We start from the raw sequence: 18,065 nt of genomic DNA, 5'->3' as shown, positions 1-18,065 counted from the left end.
GGTTCGCAACCAATATAATGCGCAGCAACTGCGCACACTATCATGGGAATTCGCCGGTTACGCCGCGCTCCTCCGCATTACCGCTTCCTCGCGATAAGCGATCTTATGCGCAGCTCGCCATAAGATCGCCCAGGCGTCGGCATAGGCATCGTAGACGCGGATCTGATCCTCGGTCAGGACGTGCTCGAGCGGCGCATATTCGACGCCGCGGAAGGTGAGCGAGCGGGCCGTGTAGAGGCCGAGCGCCTTGAGGTCGCGGGCGACGATTTCCATTGCCGCGATGCCGCCACTCGCGATCGCGGCCATGAAGGCCTCGCGGGTCTCGAAAGCGGTGCCCTGACCCCAGAGACCGAGGCGCGTGGCATAGCAGAGATTGGCCGGATCGGTGGCGCCGGTTGCTGAATTGTAGAGGATGCACGCGCGCGGCAACATGTTCTGGAGGCGCACGCCGGCCAGCCCTTGCTCGGATCCCTTCTGTTTGCCGTGGATGGTCTCGGCGCCCGCAGCATTGGCGAGCTCGTGCGCTTCATCAAAGGCGAGCAGCCCCGCGAAGCCGGTCCCGAGCCATCGCAGGATTTGCTGAAGCCGCGAAGGTGCGTCGTCGCGCTGCGACCGGAGCGTCGCATAGGTGAGGAATAGGATGCCGCTCTCCATCGGGATGTCCGAGCCGAGCGGAAAGGCGTCGAGCGGCTGCATGTCGATCGGCAGTCCGCCGAGTGCCGACCAGTCGCGCCGCGCATCCTCGATCAGAGCGGCGCTTTTGGAGATCCAGAGCGCCTTGCGGTGTCCGCGGCACCAGCGATCGAGGATGCAGGCAGCGACCTGCTGCCCCTTGCCGACGCCGGTGCCGTCGCCGACCATATAGCCCATGCGATAGGGCTGGCCCTCCGCCCCGGGTAGAAGGGCGGTGCCAGCTGCGTCCGGCACATACAGGCCGGGGAGATCGCGCTCGAACGCCTGGCCGGCGTATATGGCGGCCTCGCGCTGCGCGTCGGAGAGCGCTGCAGCTGCGGATGGTGGAAGAAGCGGATGATAATGCGGCACCGGCGGCAGGATCGACGACATTGCGACCGATTCGACGAGTTGGTCCGGATGGGGATTTGGTTCCGGAAAGGCGATCCGCGTGAGACGCCAGGGAACATAGATGCCCACCGGTTCATCGGCCGCCGGCACCTCTGCGAGCAATTCATAGGCGAGCGGCTGCGGCGTGGCATCGAGTGTCTGTGCGACAGGCGGAGCCGCGAGACGCCGGACGCCGCCAAGGCCACCGAGAAGGGCGCGCGACCGCGGCGGCCGGGCGTCGATGACAGCCGATACACGCACAGACGCGGGGTCGGGCTCGCGCGGAGCGAGGGCAAGGCGCGGCGGAAGCGCAGCAATGATCGGGAGCGCATCCGCAAAGCTCGATGCGAGGTGACGTTCGGTGCACCCGCTCCAGCCCTTGTCGAAGACGCAAAGACGCACGGTGATCGAGGCTCCCTGCCGCGCGAAGGGCTTGCCTTCCAGGGTGATTTCAGCGCGGGGTGTCGCGACCGCGCAGACCGATTGATAGCTGGTCGCGCCGGCACCGTCGGGCGCGAATGACGGCGGCATGATCGCGACGCAGCGTCCACCCGGCGCAAGCCGCAACAGCGCGGAACGCAGGTGGCGGGCAGCGGCATGCCGGTCGAGCCCGCGCCCCTCGCTTCGGCCGAAGGGCGGATTGATGAGCACGACCGTCGGGCGGCAATCGGGATCGATCATGTCGTCGATGAACTCCGCGTCGTGCCGCGAGACAGGCTGGCCCATGACGGCAGTCAACAGTCCTGCGCGTCCCGGATCGCGTTCGTTGAGGATGAGCGCGGCCCCCATGCGCCGCGCGTGGACCGCCAGCATCCCGATGCCGGCGGACGGTTCGAGCACGATGTCCTCGTCGGTCATCGCGGCGGCGACAGCCACAAGCCAGGCCAGCGGCAGCGGGGTCGAGAATTGTTGCAGCTCGACCTGCTGCTCGCTGCGATAGGTTTGCGGCGGCAGCGCGCGTGCGACGTCGTCGAGCGCATGAAGCCGAGCGGGGAGAGCGTCTTGATCCGATAGCGGCCCCGCAGGGCTTAGAAGGCGCAGAAGCTGGGCCGCCTCGAGCGCGTCATATGCGTCGCGCATCGACCAGGCGCCCGCCGCATCGCTCGCGCCATAGGCCTCGGTCATCAGCGACTTGAGAGCCTGGCGACTGATCGTGCCGCGACCGGCCAGCCGCTCGGCCACGGCGCGGGCGACAGCCACTACTCTGACGGTGCGGTCATCACCGGGTTCGGCGCAGATGGATGGCGCGGGCAAATGCCCGACAGAAATGGCAGAATGCATAAGTGGCTCCTGGGCAAAGGGCGGCCGGATCGCCGCCTTCTTCTCACGCCCCCTTCCCTTTATCTTGACAGAAGGTGCATTTCCGTCGGGTCCAGGGAACGGGGCGATGGTGGTAACGGTGGACATCGAGGTGCGATGGGGCCGCAGCACCGCCGCGGCCCCCAAGCGCAGGTTCGTCAGGCCGCCGCGGACATCGACCCGCCTTCCTCGGCCGTGACCGTGGCACCGTCGCCATCGGCGTCGCAGGGAAAGTCGACCCCGACCTGATCGGCCTCGGCGACGAAGCGCATCGCGCCTGGAAGCCAGACCAGCGCCCGTTCCTTGGCGTCATTGTCCATGATGATCGTACCCGCGAAGAGCTTTTCGGCCGAGACGGCGAGGTCATATTTGCGCGACGCGGCGTAGCGGCTCGCGAGTTCGCTGCCGCCGATGGCCGCGAAGAGCTTCAGGATAGCAGGCCTAGTGATGCGATCGAAGAAATTTCGGGCCGTCGGTCTCCACCAGGCAGCCACGTCGATTCCAAGCTTGGCGCCGAGATGGTTGAGGAAACCGCTCCCGGCCGCGCCGTCGGGAACCGACTGGAGCGTTCGCGCGACGGCCCAGCCGAGCCAGGCCGCCCGCGCCTCATCGTCGAGCGAGCAAAAGCCGTCATATCGCTGCTCGATGTCCTTGTGGTTGGCCCAGCTCCGGTCGAGCGCGGCATCGAGCTTTGCCCAAGCCTCGGCGGCGGCCATGCCGCTGTCGAAATTGGCGACGCGTGGGTGGGGTGCGCTCGCGCGGAGCTCGCTCGGCATATCGAAGCTGCCATAGGTTCGCGTTGCAGTATCGACCATGATGAAGGTACCGAGATCGAGCGCGAAATGCGGATCGCTGGCGACATGGACGGCGAGAAGCTCGGTCTTCATCATCGCGAGCTCATCGCTGAGCCGGGCACTGAATTTGACCTCGTCCTTTTCATCCTGGACGCCGTCGTCCTCGCCCTCGCCGCCATCGCCATCGTCCTCCTCGTCCTCGCCTTCATCGCCGGGAGCGTCCTCATCGGCGGCGGGCAGGACGTAGAGCTGCTCATGAAGCATGGGCTGGCCGTTATTGTCGATGACGACATAGGCGATCGCAGTGGCGCGCTGCTCGTCGGTGAAGACGGAACCGGTATCCTCGATGGTTTCGAGCTCCTCGTTCAGCGCTTCGAGGCGGTCATATTGCGCTTCGTCATACGCCCCGACATCCTCCCCGACCCGTTCGATCTCCGCAACCTCGGCCTCGATGGCGGCCTTGCGGACGGCCGCATCTTCGCTCAGCGGAACGGGCTCGCCATCGAGATGTTCGAGCTGGCAGGTTTCCATATAGGGGATCCGGCCCGCCGGAATCGCGCGAACCTCCGCGAAGCCCTCGCGCTCCCGAATGGCCTGCGCCGCGGCGACGAGTTTTTCTTCGGCAAGCCGTTCGAGAATGTCTCCGTCAAGCCAGGTCTCAGTATCGGTGCTGGAGAAAAGATCGCCATCGATACGGCCGCCGGCGGTCTCATAATCCTCGCGGCCCACGAAGACCGCCTTGGGATCGGCGCCCTTGTAGGAGCCCGCGGCAAGGCGCCTGCGGATTTCGCCGACATTGTTCGAATGATAGCTGTCTCCGAGCTCTTCGAAAACACCCGCTTGGCGCCCGGTGTCGGAGGTGCTGGCATAGGCGATGGCGATGTCGAGCGTGATCTGCTCACAGCGCAGCGCCTCGAAGATCGGGTCGGCTAGATTGGCGAGGCGCAGGCGGCCCTCGACGAAGCGCCTCGTCAGACCGAGCCGCTTGGCGACCTGCTCGGTGGTCTTGCCTTCCTTGTCGATCATGTTCCGGAACGCCTCGCAGGCATCGGCCGGGTTCATCGCGAGGTTATAATAATTCTCTGTGAGGCTCATCTCGATGGCGTCCTTTTCGTTCGCCATCACCATCACGGGGACCAGGAAATCTGCGGGCAGCTTTCCTTGCGCGATCTGGTCGTGAACAGCGCGCAGGCGCCGGCCACCGCCGATGATGCTGAAATGATCCTTCTTGCGCTTCACGGCGACGCCGATGAGGTTCTGCAGGACAACGCCGGTCTCGCCCAGATTGGCGGCGAGCTCGCTGTCGGCGGTCGCATTGCTGTGCTTGCGGACGTTGAGCGGCGACACCGAGCAATTGGCGGCGGGCGCGTAGAGGATTGGATATTGCATGATGATACTCCGAAGGCGGGGCGTCCTGACCATCAGGCCGCAAGCCGCACCCGCGCTCCTCCCCCCTCCCTTCCGCGAGTGCGCGGGCGCCCTGGCCTCTCATCGGTTCCCGGCGAACGCGGCCTGGCAGGAGACTTTATGCCTTCATGGCCGACACTGGTTCGGCCGCGTCGCGTCAGCCGCGTCAGCCAGATCGCGATCGCCGTTTGCAGCCACCCGCCGCAAGACATTGTTCCAGTCATTCAAACCGAACCAAGGCATTCGCGTTTCGACAGTGCGGCCGGGACAGGCATAGGCCCGCTCCGCGAGGTGCGCGCCGGCCCGGCCGGCCTTGTCGGCGTCGGGAAGAAGCAGGAGGTGCTCGATTGTGTCGGGCAACCGGATCCGGGGCAGACGCTCATTTCCAAGGGTAGCCCATACCGGGATACCGAGCAGGACCATGGCCGAAAGCGCCGTCTCAATCCCTTCGGCGAGGCCGAGCACCGTGCGTGCGCGAGACAGGCGAACCGCCCCGGCCAATGGACGGCCGAGCGTGAGCTTGGGTTTCTCGAGATCGGCGGCCAGCGTCGCTGTGGACGGGTCGAGAAAGATGCGCTGGACAGCGACCAATCGGGACGCTTCGACGATCGGGGCGATGATGGCTGGACGAAACCGGACGCTTGGGCCGCGGCCCAGGGGCGTACGCGGATTGTATCGCAGCGCCGATGTCCGGATCGCGAGGGCGCGCGAGCGCAGATAGCGATCGCCAGCGGTACCTCGCAGAGGATCACCGGCATCCCAGATTCGGCGCGCGAGCGCGGTCATGGGCGATGGCGCGCCGATGGGACTCAAGGAGGGCGTGCGCGCAGTCGATGGAATGCCAAGATGAAGCCGGCGGATCGCCCGCAATATCTCGGCAGTCGGGCAGCCCGCGAAACATTTGAACAACAGGCTTCGCTCGCCGATCCGGACCGACAGGCTGGGGCTTGTATCATCATGCGCGGGACATCGGCACATCGCGCCGCCATCGCGCCATAGCCCGCCAAAGGCCTCGACGAGGTTGATCGCGGCCGATTGAAGGACAGGGTCGTGATTGGAGTTCATATCTGGATCGTCTCATGGAAGGGGATAGCGCCCCCCTTCACCCCCTCTCCCCACCTGTTTTCCCGATAGGGTACGAGCGGCACCTCCATTTGATCCGATTTGATTGCAATCTCTGATTTCCGGAATTTTTTACAATCTCGCGGCACCCCCTTCAGCGAGGATGGCTTTCGGCGCAGGAGGCAATTCATGGCAGGGAGCTTGATACGCGGGCGCGCGGGCGGACCCTATGTGCTCGCCGGTCACCGCATTGACGGTGATATCGGCGTGCCGCGATCGAACGGTATTTCGATCGCAAATCGAGCCGTGCGAGCTGTGTGATGGCGGACGCGGGCGCGCCTCCTCCGGCCGCTGGAATGGACCGTGTGGCCTTCGCGCGGTTGATCGTTCGCGTGGGCCGCCATGTCGGCGACAGGCTGGGGCGCGACCTCTTCTCGACGCCGGCGCTCGACATGATGCTGGACCTTTATCTGCGCGATGAGCACCGGCCCATCTCGTTGACCAGCCTGTGCGGCGCGACCAATGTTCCGGGCCGCACGGCATTATTCACTATCAACCGGCTCGTTGAATGCGGGCTTTTGACCAGATATCCCGATCCCCGCGACGGGCGGCGGGTCAATGTGGACCTTTCCGCCGCCGGCCTTCGCTTGCTCGACGAATGCATCGAGGAATTGATCAGCCTCATAGATCAATGCGGATCTTGAGGGGGAACAAAGACATGGTTGCGAAGGAGCGAGATGTGATGCACATTTGATGCGCAGCGCGTCAGGTTGCCGGCAAACGACGTTGTGGAATTATCCTGCCAGACATCACGGGCGTTCGACCATTCGGGTCGAACGATAGTATAGGCATCTTGACCGGCATCTTCGGATGGCCTGCCCGTGATTATTGTCTGCCTTTCCCTTGTCCCGGTTGCGACCGGTCATGACACGATCTTCGTGTGATCCCATGCCCTCCCGGATGGAAGATCATGGCGAGGAGACCGCGAGCGACCGCCGCGATCTTGAAGCAGTCTACCGCACCCAAGCCCCGCAGCTGGCGCGATACTTCCGGTTCCGCTTCCGTGGCCTGGAGGATCCTGAAGATCTCGTCCAGGATGTGTTCGCACGATTGGCGGCTGGACGTCCGCTCGCCGAGCTTCGTGACCCGGAAGGTTATTTCAAGCGCATCTTGCGTAATTTTCTCATCGATCGACACCGGAAGCGACGGCGACAGCCTGTTTTCACGTCGATGGACGGCATTGAGCCGGGCAAGGAGCCCGATCAGGCCCATGCGATCGAAGTAGAGCAGATGCAGGAACTCTATCGCGCCGCAGTTGATGCTTTACCGCCTAGGACGCGGGAGGTCTTTCTCTTACACAGGGTTGAGGAGCTGAGCGTCAAATCGATCGCCGGGCAACTCGGCATTAGCACGCGAACGGTCGAATGGCATATTGGAGAGGCGATCCTCCGGATCGGGAAAGCGCTGAACAAGGGATGAGCGACCAAGGATTTCAGGACGAACCGGACGACGGGGACGGCCTCATGGGGGAAGCGACCGTCTGGTTCGGCCGGATGCGCGGCCCCGAAGCCGACTTGCACAAACCCGCGTTCGAGGCGTGGCTTGCACGAGGCGCCCTGCACCGGGCGTTCTACAATCGCGCGAGCGAAATCTATGCGATGGGCAAGTTCCTGAAGGAGGAACGGGATGGCGAAGATGCGCGAAGTGATCCCGCTCATCGGCGCCGTGCACACCAGACCCTGGGAGTGTTGGCCGCGCTGGCAGTCATCGTGACCGGATTATCCTCCCTATGGGTTTACGGACCATGGCGCCCGGTGCCGGAAACCGCCGCCGTCGCGCCCCAAGGGGCATTGCGGCTGGCGACGCGAGAGGGGCAGGTCTTGACGCAGGTGCTGTCCGATGGCTCGAAGGTGACGTTGCAACCCGAAAGCGCACTGGTCGTCCGCTATAGCCGCGCGCAGCGGACGCTTCGTCTCGAGCGAGGCCGGTCCAGATTCGAGGTCGCGCATGAGAGAAGGCCCTTCGTGGTTCTCGCGGCGCGCGGGAGCATCACGGCGCGCGGCACAATCTTCGAGGTTGCCCTGAATCGCGAGGAGCATGTGACGGTGCGACTTCTTCAAGGCAAGGTCGATGTCGCCATGCCCAGTGCGACGAGAACCCGCACGATCAAGCGCATGGTGATGGGCGAGACGGTTTCGTACGGGAGCGCGGTCAGTCCGCAGGTGGTGCCGCCCCCTCCGGTCAGCGACGCCAAACGCCCGGCCGCGGAGACCGTCGTGCCGGATGTGCGCGAGTTTGCGGCAACGCCGCTTGGCGAGATTCTGGCGGTTGCCAGTCGCCATCGACCATCCATTCGGGTGGTCGACGACGAACTTGCGGGCTTGAAGGTATCCGGCCGGTTTCGTCTTGATGAGCCGGATAAGCTCGCGGCCAAACTTGCGCTCCTCTTCGACCTCGCTGTCGAGCATGCTCCAGATGGTGAGATCTTGTTGCGGCGACGAAATAAATAATCTCGCAGCCGCCCCGTAGTTCGCGATAGCGAGCGTCCATTCCCCATAGCCGACTAGCCGGCGAGAAATTGGGGGACAGGATGGTGGCGAGACGATTTGGCCGTAGCACGTTGCTGGCGGTGGTTGCGATTGGCGGTTTGTGCGTTCCGAATATCGCCCTGGCACAGGATACCCGGCAAGACTTCAGCATCGCATCGATGCCCCTCGCCGACGCCCTCATCGCGGTCGGGCGGCAGGCCGGGGTGGAGGTGATTTTCGCGTCCGAAGCGGTCGCAGGACGGCAGGTCGCTCCGCTTCGCGGCTCCTATAGCGTCAAGGAAGCAATCGCCCGCCTGCTGGCGGGGACCGATCTTGTCGCGGAATTCCAGGATGGCGGCTATGTCATTCGGGGGCGATCGGCACCGTCGGGTGCCCCCGAACTCAGCCCGACGGCGAACGAAGACACAGCCATCCTCGTGACCGGCACCCGAATTCGCGGAAGCAAATCTGCCTCACCCGTCATCGTTGCGACGCGTGATGACATCGTGGAGCGAGGTTTCTCTGATCTCGGTCAATATGTTCGCAACCTCCCGCAAAACTTCAGCGGCGGCCAAAACCCAGGTGTCGTGGGCAGCGGGCAAGGAGGAAGCGAGAATCTGAACTCGTCGTCAACGGTCAACCTGCGTGGCCTGGGCCCCGACGCGACGCTCACGCTGATTAACGGTCACCGCGTTGCGTATGACGGGGTTCGCCAGGGAGTCGACATCTCGGCGATACCATTGGCCGCTATCGACCGGCTTGATATCGTGGCTGACGGCGCGTCCGCACTCTATGGATCCGATGCTGTCGGCGGCGTTGCAAACGTGATTCTGCGCAAGAGCTTTGACGGCGTGTGGACCTCGGCGCGGGTGGGGTTCACGACCGACGGTGGCGGGACCGAGCAACAGTATAGCGCGGTCACCGGTACGACCTGGACGGGCGGCGGCATATTGCTGACGGCGGACTATAAGCATTCCACACCGATCACCGCAGGCCAAAGACCCTATGCGGACAGCGTCAACGGATCGGCGACTCTGATACCGGGCATGGATCAGTTCAGCAGCGTCGTTTCCGGTTTCCACCAGTTGACCGACAGCGTTCGCATCGAGATCGATGGCCAATATAGCCGGCGAAAATCTTCGCAGGCGAACCCCTTTTCCGTCGACTCCGATGTCCGCATTTTTGGCGATACGTTTGCGAGCACCGTCGAGACATTCTCGATCTCACCGACGTGGCGCGTCCAGCTTCCGGGATCATGGGAACTCAGCGTCGCGGGGACGTATGGTGAAGACCGGACGATCGGCAATGGCATTTCCTATCGACGTGGCCAGCTCGCGAGCACGCGTCGGATTCCATATGACAATTCGATCGAGAGCCTGGAGGCTTATGGAGAAGGTCCGCTCTTCGCGCTTCCGGGCGGTGACACGCGGCTCGTCATCGGTGCCGGGATTCGATCTACCAGCCTCGATGCTCGCAGCAGCCAGACCATTGGCGATGTCACGACCCCGATCCTTTCCTTCAACCGGCGGCACAAGGTACGTTATGGTTTTGGGGAACTGTCATTGCCTATTTTCGGCGAAACCAACGCCGCTGCATTCTTTCGAGAACTGCGAGCGACGGCGGCCGTGCGGTATGAAGACTATGAAGACATCGGCGGCGTGGCATCGCCCAAGTTGGGATTGATCTACAGTCCGGACGATAGTCTCTCCTTCAAGCTCAGCTGGGGAAAATCGTTCAAGGCGCCGACGCTCTACGACCAGTATCGGGGCTATGAAGTCCTTCTGCTCCCAGTGGAGTTCTTCGGCGCCAGCAATGCGCCTGCGGGCAGCACCGTTGCTTATACCGCCGGTGCAAATCCCGACTTACGCCCGGAGAGGGCAACAACCTGGACAGCGACTGCCACGATCGCACCGCGTTTCGCGCCTGGCCTCAAGATCGAGGCAAGCTATTTCGAAATCCGCTACAATGGCCGCGTTGCCAATCCCATTACGTCACTTTTCGGCGCGCTATCAGATCCGCTTTATAACCACCTGATTACATTATCTCCGAGCGCTTCCGAGATTGAAGCCCGGTCGGCGGGCTCGCTCTTCGGCCTCGAGAATTTTACTGGCGGTCCTTATGATCCGGGCAGTGTCTATGCGCTGGTCGAAGGTGTGCTCCGCAACACGGCTCAGCAGAAAGCGAGCGGCGTCGACCTTGCGGCTAGTTATGGGATCGAGTTGGGCACTAGCGACCACCTGAGCCTGCAAGGGTCGGCGACCTATCTCAAGAGCAACCGGCAGCTTCTGGAAGGAGCCGCAACGGTCGGCCTCGCGGGATTCATTTTCAACCCGCCCCACTGGCGAGCTCAAGGCGGTGCTACCTGGAACCATGGCGAGTTTAGCCTGTCGGGTTTTGGCACCTATATAGGCGGAACCTTGGACAACAGGCTCCCGCCGCTTGTCCGCGTCGGCTCCTTTGTGAGCATTGATCTTGCGGGACAGTGGAAAAGCAGCGCATCGGCTGGCCCCCTCCGCGGCGCCAGTGTGCTCGTCGCGGTAGGCAACCTCTTCAACGAACATCCATCGAGGACGCGCAGCAGAAGCGTGAGCGACCCGTCGTATGATTCAACGAACTATCCTGCGTCGGGCCGAACGATCAACCTGACGATCACGAAGGCGTGGTGACCTGTGCGCGGCCACCGGAATCGCATGCTCGCTTGCGCCACCATGCTCGCGTCTCAGTTCCTCTTGGCTGGGCCGGGCTGGGCCGCCCAATCGGATTGTTCCGGACTGGTCCCCCCCGCCTTCGAACAGCCTAAGGGAAATGGACGCGGCGTCGAGCCAGAAGATCTCGCGCGGGTTCGCGACATCGGTCCGCCGCTCAATGAGCTTCCCGACCGCCGCCTGTTCACATTATCGCCGGATGGAAGCGCCGTGGCGCTTCCTCTGCGACAAGCCGATCCGGCGTCGAACAGCTATTGCCAAGGGATCATGGTCGTTCCCTTGTCGGGCGCCGCGCCGCGGCTCATCGACCAGGGCGGAGATCTCATCCGCTATGAAACACACCAGCTCGATGGATCAACACAGGAAAGCGGGATTATCGAAGCGATCACGCCGCAATGGACTCCGGACGGTCGGTGGGTGATGTTCCTGAAGCGCGTGCATGGACGGACACAGGTCTGGAAGGCTGCAATCGATGGAAGCGGAAGCGCGCCGCTGACTGATAGCCCGATCGATGTCGATCGATTTCGGCTCATGCCCGATGGCAGAAGCGTCATCTTCACGACCCGCCCTGCCCTAGACGAAGCCAAAGCGGCCATCGAGCGAGAAGGGCTTACGGGCCATCACTTCGACGACCGGTTTTTCCCGCTGGCCGGAAGCAAGCCGCAGTTGCCGGAACAGATTGCCTCCACGTTCCACGCATTGGATCTGGAGCGCGGCAGCGCGCGGCCCGCGACAGCTATCGAGCGCGATGCGCTCGACGCCCCATCCATCAAGACCCCGCGTGAACCTGGCGCCAAAGCGAAGCAGAGCCGCGTGCCCGATGCGTGGGTTGAAACGACCGACGCCACTTTTGTCTATCCGGGCACGACGGTCAAATATGCCGGGGCCAACGGCAGAACCGTTCGTTGTGCGTCTGACAGTTGTTCGGATGCCCAAGCGCCCGCCTGGACGATCGCAGGCGGAAAGCGGGCGCTCTTTCTTCGGCGAGAGGGTTGGGCCAAGAGCCTGACGGGTCTTTACGAATGGAACCCCGGCGAGGCGCGCCCGAAGCGGATTTTGCAAACGAAGGATTATTTTGCCGATTGCGAACCATCGGGGCACAGCCTCTTGTGTTTGCGCGAAACGTCGACCCGACCGCGGCACCTCGTTCGGATAGATCTTCGGCGCGGGTCTATGGAAACGCTTTTCGATCCGAACCCAGAATGGCGAGGTCTCCGGGTTGGAAAAGTCGAGCGTATAAACGTCCGGAACAGCTTTGGGCTGGACAGCGCAGCGGATTTCGTCTTCCCCGCAAATTACCAGCCTGGACGACGTTATCCGGCGGTCGTCGTGCAATATGTGTCGCGGGGATTCTTGCGGGGCGGCGTCGGAGATGAATATCCGATCCAGGCGCTTGCGAACAAGGGGTATGCGGTCCTCAGCGTCAACCGGCCACCGCATCTCGGAATATTGGCGGGCGCGACGACCCTGATCGAGGTCGAGCAGGTCAATCTAAAAGATTGGGGCAATCGGAAGAGCTTTCTCTCATCGATCGAGACGCCGCTTAGACAGCTCATCGATCGCGGGATCATCGATGACAAGCGCATCGGCATCACCGGGATGAGCGACGGCACGACAACCATTCAGTTCGCCGCACTCCACAGTTCGCTGTTCTCCGCAGCGATCATGAGCCACTGTTGCTGGGAGCGGTCCCAAGCCTATCTCGACGGGCCCGACCTCGACGAACTCTACAGGCAGATCGGCTATCCGAGCATCCTTCAGCCGGCGCCCGAGTTTTGGCGTGAAATTTCCTTCGCTCAGAACACGGACCGGATCAAAATGCCAATCCTGATACAGGCATCCGATCGCGAATATATGGGCGGGCTTGAGGCTTACACCGCCTTGAAGCAGGCAGGTCGTTTCGTGGACCTGTTTGTGTTTCCAAACGAATTCCACATTAAGTGGCAGCCCGCGCACCGGCTGGCGATTTATCAGCGGTCGCTCGACTGGTTCAACTTCTGGTTCAAAGGGGACCTTCCGACCGACCCCCGTCGACGAGCAGAAGCCGAACACTGGCAGGACCTTCGCGAAAAATGCCGGAAGGATGACCATTGTGGATGAAGCTGGAAGTCGTAGTGCATTTTGTCAACTCGCGACGGATTCCCGGGCGCTTATGTTGTGTTGGTCCGCACTCGATTGCCACGCTTCAATCCAGGATTCGGTGTCGAGGAGAAGCAGGAGGCGCACATAATTCGTACCATGCGTCATTCGGTCTTTAGCAAGCGCAACCTCCAGTTCCGGCTTATTGATGATCCCATTGGCTGCGAGTTGCCCCCCCAGAAGCCGGTTTCGAACGAGGTCGTAGTTGGATCTCAATATCTCCATTGCGAACGCGTCCGGGCCGCCTTTCATTCGCCTGCGGATAATATTCGACGGAAGCTTGGGGGCGAAGGCGCGCCGTGCCGCAGAGCGATCGACGCCGCCCTCGCAAGCCATCCAGCTGGGAATGGCCAATGCCGCTTCGACGACGGGTTGCGACAGAAGAGGTGCGATCTCGGTGAAATTAAGTCGCCTGTCGTGTCCGTGCATATAATGTTGGGCGCGCGTGATCATGGCGACATGTCCACATTTCCCGGGCAACGCGTCCGTCGGCGCCTCCAGCCAGGGATGAGATGGCATTTCCCGTATCAGGTGTCCGATCCAGCCTGGATGGAGAAACTGCGGATCGAAAGGCCAGCTATATTTGGGGCCGCGGAGTCTCGGAACGGAAAAAGCACGACGCGCCACTTCCCAAATGCTCGCTTCTGTGACCTGTGCGAGGTCGCGTAGTGTCGCCAGAAGGCCCGGGACGGTCGGAGCCGCGAGATAGCGATCGACGATAGGGCGAACAGAGCGTGTATTATAGAAGACATTGTCCCCGCCAGCGCCCGTGAAGAATGCCGTCGCGGACCGAGCCGCCATTTGCCGAACAACGGTTTCATCATAGGCCACCATCTGCGCTCGCCCCCCGGGCCTTGGCAGATGCGCAACGGCGGACTGCATGATATCGGCTCGATCGAGCCGATAGGTTCGCGTCTCGAGCGGCAGCGAGCACCATTTGCACAGCTCCTCGGCATAGATTGTCTCGTCCCCTCGCGGTTCATTCGTTCGAAGTGTGAAGCATTCCACTTCCGGCGATCCCGCCACGCACGACGCGAGGATCGACGAGTCGAGGCCGCCCGATACGGCCAAAATGCTTTTATCGAATGTGGCGACCCACCCCCGGCCGCATTGTTCGACAGCCCGGCGCAGTCTTTCGACATGGACGGAATAATCCACCTCCAGGGGGTTCGAAACATGGTGCCACGGCGACCAGCAAACAGCCTGCGAGCAGCCACGTTCGTCCACGGTAGCAAGGTTGCCTGCAAGCAAATCGGAGACACCGGTAAGTCCCGTGCGTATCTGCGCGAGGTCGTCGACATAGAGAGTGGTCGCTACCCCGCCCCAATCAATCGACACATTTACAACCCCAGCATCGATCAAGAGTCTTGGATCCGATGCGAACGCAACGGCCCTTGGACCGACTGCATAGCAACATGGCAACTGGCCGGATGGGTCGCGAAGCGCGCGGACCAGTTCGCCATCGGTCCAGACAGCAAGATATCCGCCCCAGTAACGCTCCAGGAGTTCCCGGACCGGCGCTGCAGAGAGGCCGACCCCGGACGCGGCATCGAAATCCCTGATCGCGGGGCCGCTGCCATGGCGGTGGAACAGGTCGCCGATGATCGTACCGGCGCCGTCACCAATTCCGAGTGGCGACCGCTGCTCGCTCGTCAGAACAGCGTGACGGCTAGAGCGCCAATGCGCGACAAGCCCAGTTCGTTCACCGACCGCGTCGACCAGTCCGTCGTCGAGTTTGCCGCCGCGCGAGGCCAACACAAGATATCGAAGCGCCATCAGAGCGCCAGTATCGGGGTAAAAAGTCGAACACGTTCAAGCGTGTCATTGACCACATATTCGTCTCTTTGAATCCAGCAATGCGCGACAAAGGGGTCGAGCTTGACGCCGATCACCAGCGTGGTGGGAGTCCGGCGTGCAAGGCAGAGGTGTTTGAAAGCGATCGACAGCGGGAGGCATTGATCCTGACGCCGTATGATGATGCCGTTTACCGCGAACGCCGCCGCGACGCGGTTTACAGCGGTCCAATCTTCGATGCGATCCGGAACGAGCGCGGCGCTCGACCGCGACATGGTATTAAAGAGGTTTTTGAGTGGTCGCTTGGCTAGTGCGCGTCGCGCTCTATGGACCGAGAGGAGGGCCGCGAGCCGATCGGTCAGCCTGGCCATAGACAGCATCGGGTCGATCTCGGCCATTGGCGGGGAGACAGTGACAGGCGAAAACGTCCGCGCACCATGATGCGCATCGACCATCAGGCCGCTGATTGCCATTGCCTCGAGGGTGGTCTCGTCGCCTGGTTGTGGCGCTTGACCAGAGGCGAACCGCTGGAAAGCCAAATCCTGATGAACCGGCAACTGAAAATATCGGTCGGCACCGACGTCCAGAAAGACGGCTCGTCCAGAACAGATGCAGAAGTACAAATCGTCTCGCAGGCGCAGAGGCATGGTCGAACCCCTCGGGGTTGGGCGCACGACACCCGGGGGCCGTGCGCCCTCCCGTTCAGTCGTCGGAGATTCCCGCGGCACCGAAATCGCGGCCACCCTTGGTGTCGAGCGGTCCCACGATGGACCCCTTGGTGACTTCGCTGGCAACGCCGAGGTCGATGACTTCGGCGTCGAGATGATCGTCATTGCGTTGCATGATACGTTCCTTCTTCAAACACCGCGGACATTCGCGGTAGTCCCAATTTACGCGGGTTGAAGGAGTTCTCCGCCCATATACGCAGCAATTATTGCTTTAAATCAGCGATTTAGACCAAAATCGAAATTAACCTGACGAGGATCGCGCCCGGTTTTCAGAAGCTTATGCGGTACCTTGTAGCAAGGCACAGAGTTGCGCCACATGCTCCACGCGTCGTCGATGATAAGCGGTCACGCGTCTTCGGACGTTCATTTTGACGTCGATTGTGCCGTTTCTGACAAACGTCCGAAGCTCCCGTTCGAGGTCGCCGAAGAGGCCGACCTCGGCGAGTCGAGAATAGTGCAGGCGTTCATTGGTTCGCCGGATTGAATCCAGGTATTCGCTGTTTCCAGATGCCCACGCGATCGCCTCAAATGTTGCCGATGTCGCCGTGACGATAGAGATAGGATCCGGGCCGATATCCAGACTCCGGATCCGCGCCATCGCAGCCTTTATGGCGGATCGGCTTGTCAAGTGCAGGGCAGACAGAAGCTGATGCCCCGACCACGCATAGAGATTGGCAAGCGCATTGAAGTCAGGAAGCGCGATTCGGAAACCGCCGTCCGGATCGGCTTCAACGAGCCCCTCGCCAACGAGGCGATACAGGGCCTCGCGCACAGGCGTTACGCTGGAATCGGAGCGACGCGCGATCGCCGGAATTGGGATCCGCGCTCCTGGATAGAACACACCAGCGAGATAGTCTTCCTTGATTGCGCGGTAAATCCGCTGGTGAGTGGCGGTATCGAGCCCCATCGATCAGGCAGCCGATGATATCCGGAGCCCTTGGCTCCATCGGGGCGTGAGCGCACTCGTCAGCTGGTCGAGATGCTTTTGCGCGACGACTTCGATGCATAGTCGCTCGAGCTCGCGCAGATCTCCGATCGCGAGTTGCATCGGAAACGCCATCTTCTGCGAATAGAACATCAGCGGGATGAGGATATGCCCTGTCGAGAGGTCCAGCTTGTAAGCACAGAGCAGATGGTCATCGAGCCTTGCCTTCGGATTTCCGGATTCGATTTCGCGTAGCCAGCGCACGCCCATGCCGAGCTCTCTCGACAATTCGCGTTGCGTCAGCCCTTCCCGTTTTCTCGCTTCCTCAATTCGCCTTCCCGACTGTTCCTTGATACGCGACAGCGGGCCTTCAGCGACGGAAGCCGCGTCTTCCAGCGACATTTCCGCGTCTCCTTCTCGGGAGATTGCCCCAGCCAAGGCCTGTAACTCTTGGAATGCTAGGTGTGCATCACACCACGGTCAAACGGAACTGCCGCAATTCTTGCCGGGTCGCGTCGCGCAAGACCTTGAGAAAGTGAAGGCTTCTATCCGGGCACGCCGCTATGGGCTGCCGGCTTCACGCGTTCATAGGTCGCACGGAGCGTTTTGTGGTCGGTTCTTGTGAGTTGGTGCAGGGCGACAATGTAGATGCTCGCCAGGGTCGGCGCATCACGATCCGGCGCGACTTCAACGACGCGCTCGGCGATACGCGTCGCCATATGATTGAGCCCCTTGGACGCGCCGACATAATGATCCTCGCCGCCCTGAAGGCCCGCCGTCGAAAGCGAGGCGAGTTGCTCCAGAACCTTGGGGGCCGGCATTCGGTCGAGGCAATCGACTGCGACCTGGAGGGTGGTGCCCCAGGCGAGCAATGCCCGCGTGCTTCGGATCAGGTGGACATGGGAGTCGATGAGCAAATCCATGCCTGCCGGAGAAAGCCGCAATTTGAACGTGCGTGATTGCCGCGTCATCGGTCTGCCTCCCAGCACACAGAAAACCAGCGTGGTGATACCATGAGCATATTAACCATTTGCGCCAGTAAGCCGAAGTGCATTTTTCGGTCTCCCGGGATCAATTGTGACCCCGCGGCCCGCCAATCGTGAATCAGGGCGCCGTTTAGGCAGCGTCGGCGCGCAATTTGCACAATCGGCACTTCAGTGCCCTCATCATTGTGCGCTCTTCGTTTCATCATCATTCCTCGCCTCGTTCCGGTTGGAGGAGACCATTTGGTCTCGGATCATCAGGTCCGTTCCGATCCACCGATCGTCAATCACCGCGCAATTTGCGCCACGAGGAGATAGTCATGACGCCGTACAATCGGTGCCTTGCGGGCATCGCAATCCTGTTATCCGGCGGCACGCCCGCATCGGCGCACTCCGATCCGGGTCGCTGCGCCGGGCAGACCGAACCGTCCGCCAGACGGGGCGATCTGATCGTCACCCAGGACGCGAGCGGTTTTTCAATCGAACGCCGTACCGTCCCGATCCTGGACCCTCGCGAGCCTTTGGCGAAAACGCCGGTCACGCTTGGCGCGGCGCACCGGATCGACAGGTCGATCTTCCTCAACGCGGTCGCGCCCGCCGGAGATAAATTCGATGCGCGCCGCTAGTGCTTTGTGCTGC

Annotated in this window: 15 protein-coding genes; 6 read left to right on the top strand and 9 right to left on the bottom strand. The window is 62.1% G+C overall.

From position 1 onward, the window contains the following. Positions 1–57: 57 nt before the first annotated feature. From ATE62_RS09265 to ATE62_RS09255, 3 genes are all read right to left on the bottom strand, one after another. Positions 58–2,343: a strawberry notch-like NTP hydrolase domain-containing protein gene (locus ATE62_RS09265; protein WP_082662705.1), complete on the bottom strand. Its 2,286-nt coding sequence runs from the start codon at positions 2,341–2,343 to the stop codon at positions 58–60. A 176-nt stretch (positions 2,344–2,519) separates the two neighbouring features. Beyond that, a complete protein-coding gene (locus ATE62_RS09260; protein ID WP_058810010.1) occupies positions 2,520–4,544 on the bottom strand; it encodes a ParB/RepB/Spo0J family partition protein in 2,025 nt (674 codons plus the stop codon). Between the two features lie 144 nt (positions 4,545–4,688). Further along, positions 4,689–5,627: a DUF7146 domain-containing protein gene (locus tag ATE62_RS09255; protein WP_082660186.1), complete on the bottom strand. Its 939-nt coding sequence runs from the start codon at positions 5,625–5,627 to the stop codon at positions 4,689–4,691. 317 nt (positions 5,628–5,944) lie between these two features. Here ATE62_RS09255 and ATE62_RS09250 point away from each other — a divergent pair, with 317 nt between their 5' ends. From ATE62_RS09250 to ATE62_RS09230, 5 genes are all read left to right on the top strand, one after another. Beyond that, positions 5,945–6,328: a MarR family winged helix-turn-helix transcriptional regulator gene (locus ATE62_RS09250; RefSeq protein WP_082660185.1), complete on the top strand. Its 384-nt coding sequence runs from the start codon at positions 5,945–5,947 to the stop codon at positions 6,326–6,328. 256 nt (positions 6,329–6,584) lie between these two features. Then, a complete protein-coding gene (locus ATE62_RS09245) occupies positions 6,585–7,103 on the top strand; it encodes an RNA polymerase sigma factor (RefSeq protein ID WP_197411756.1) in 519 nt (172 codons plus the stop codon). Continuing rightward, on the top strand, positions 7,100–8,134 hold the full coding sequence (locus ATE62_RS09240; RefSeq protein ID WP_058810008.1) for a FecR family protein: 1,035 nt from the start codon (positions 7,100–7,102) through the stop codon (positions 8,132–8,134). Before ATE62_RS09245 ends, ATE62_RS09240 begins: the two co-directional genes overlap by 4 nt. Positions 8,135–8,214: 80 nt before the next feature. Beyond that, complete coding sequence (locus tag ATE62_RS09235; protein WP_058810007.1) at positions 8,215–10,818, top strand: TonB-dependent receptor; 2,604 nt, start codon at positions 8,215–8,217, stop codon at positions 10,816–10,818. Positions 10,819–10,821: 3 nt separating this feature from the next. Continuing rightward, positions 10,822–12,957 carry an Atxe2 family lasso peptide isopeptidase gene (locus ATE62_RS09230; RefSeq protein ID WP_156420659.1) on the top strand — a complete coding sequence of 712 codons (2,136 nt, stop codon included), beginning with the start codon at positions 10,822–10,824 and terminating at the stop codon, positions 12,955–12,957. 24 nt (positions 12,958–12,981) lie between these two features. On the opposite strand, the gene ATE62_RS22870 is transcribed toward ATE62_RS09230, so the two are convergent. The 6 genes from ATE62_RS22870 to ATE62_RS09205 form a co-directional block, all read right to left on the bottom strand. Then, positions 12,982–14,772 carry an asparagine synthase-related protein gene (locus ATE62_RS22870; RefSeq protein WP_082662704.1) on the bottom strand — a complete coding sequence of 597 codons (1,791 nt, stop codon included), beginning with the start codon at positions 14,770–14,772 and terminating at the stop codon, positions 12,982–12,984. Next, positions 14,772–15,437: a lasso peptide biosynthesis B2 protein gene (locus tag ATE62_RS09220; protein WP_156416889.1), complete on the bottom strand. Its 666-nt coding sequence runs from the start codon at positions 15,435–15,437 to the stop codon at positions 14,772–14,774. The genes ATE62_RS22870 and ATE62_RS09220 overlap by 1 nt, the downstream gene beginning before the upstream one ends. Positions 15,438–15,492: 55 nt before the next feature. Then, positions 15,493–15,633, bottom strand: coding sequence for a benenodin family lasso peptide (locus ATE62_RS23255; protein ID WP_156416888.1), 141 nt, complete (start codon positions 15,631–15,633; stop codon positions 15,493–15,495). 162 nt (positions 15,634–15,795) lie between these two features. Further along, on the bottom strand, positions 15,796–16,425 hold the full coding sequence (locus ATE62_RS09215) for a GntR family transcriptional regulator (protein WP_058810003.1): 630 nt from the start codon (positions 16,423–16,425) through the stop codon (positions 15,796–15,798). A gap of 3 nt (positions 16,426–16,428) precedes the next feature. Continuing rightward, a complete protein-coding gene (locus tag ATE62_RS09210) occupies positions 16,429–16,845 on the bottom strand; it encodes a helix-turn-helix domain-containing protein (protein ID WP_156416887.1) in 417 nt (138 codons plus the stop codon). A 143-nt stretch (positions 16,846–16,988) separates the two neighbouring features. Beyond that, positions 16,989–17,414 carry a hypothetical protein gene (locus ATE62_RS09205; protein ID WP_156419790.1) on the bottom strand — a complete coding sequence of 142 codons (426 nt, stop codon included), beginning with the start codon at positions 17,412–17,414 and terminating at the stop codon, positions 16,989–16,991. A 332-nt stretch (positions 17,415–17,746) separates the two neighbouring features. Between ATE62_RS09205 and ATE62_RS09200 the strand changes: the two genes are divergently transcribed. Continuing rightward, positions 17,747–18,052 carry a hypothetical protein gene (locus ATE62_RS09200; protein ID WP_058539829.1) on the top strand — a complete coding sequence of 102 codons (306 nt, stop codon included), beginning with the start codon at positions 17,747–17,749 and terminating at the stop codon, positions 18,050–18,052. The last annotated feature ends 13 nt before the right edge of the window (positions 18,053–18,065 follow it).

The sequence above is a fragment of the Sphingopyxis sp. HIX genome (assembly GCF_001468285.1).
GTDB lineage: Bacteria > Pseudomonadota > Alphaproteobacteria > Sphingomonadales > Sphingomonadaceae > Sphingopyxis.
The sequence above is the reverse complement of the archived record's forward strand: the minus strand, read 5'-3'. Positions and strand labels throughout refer to the sequence as shown.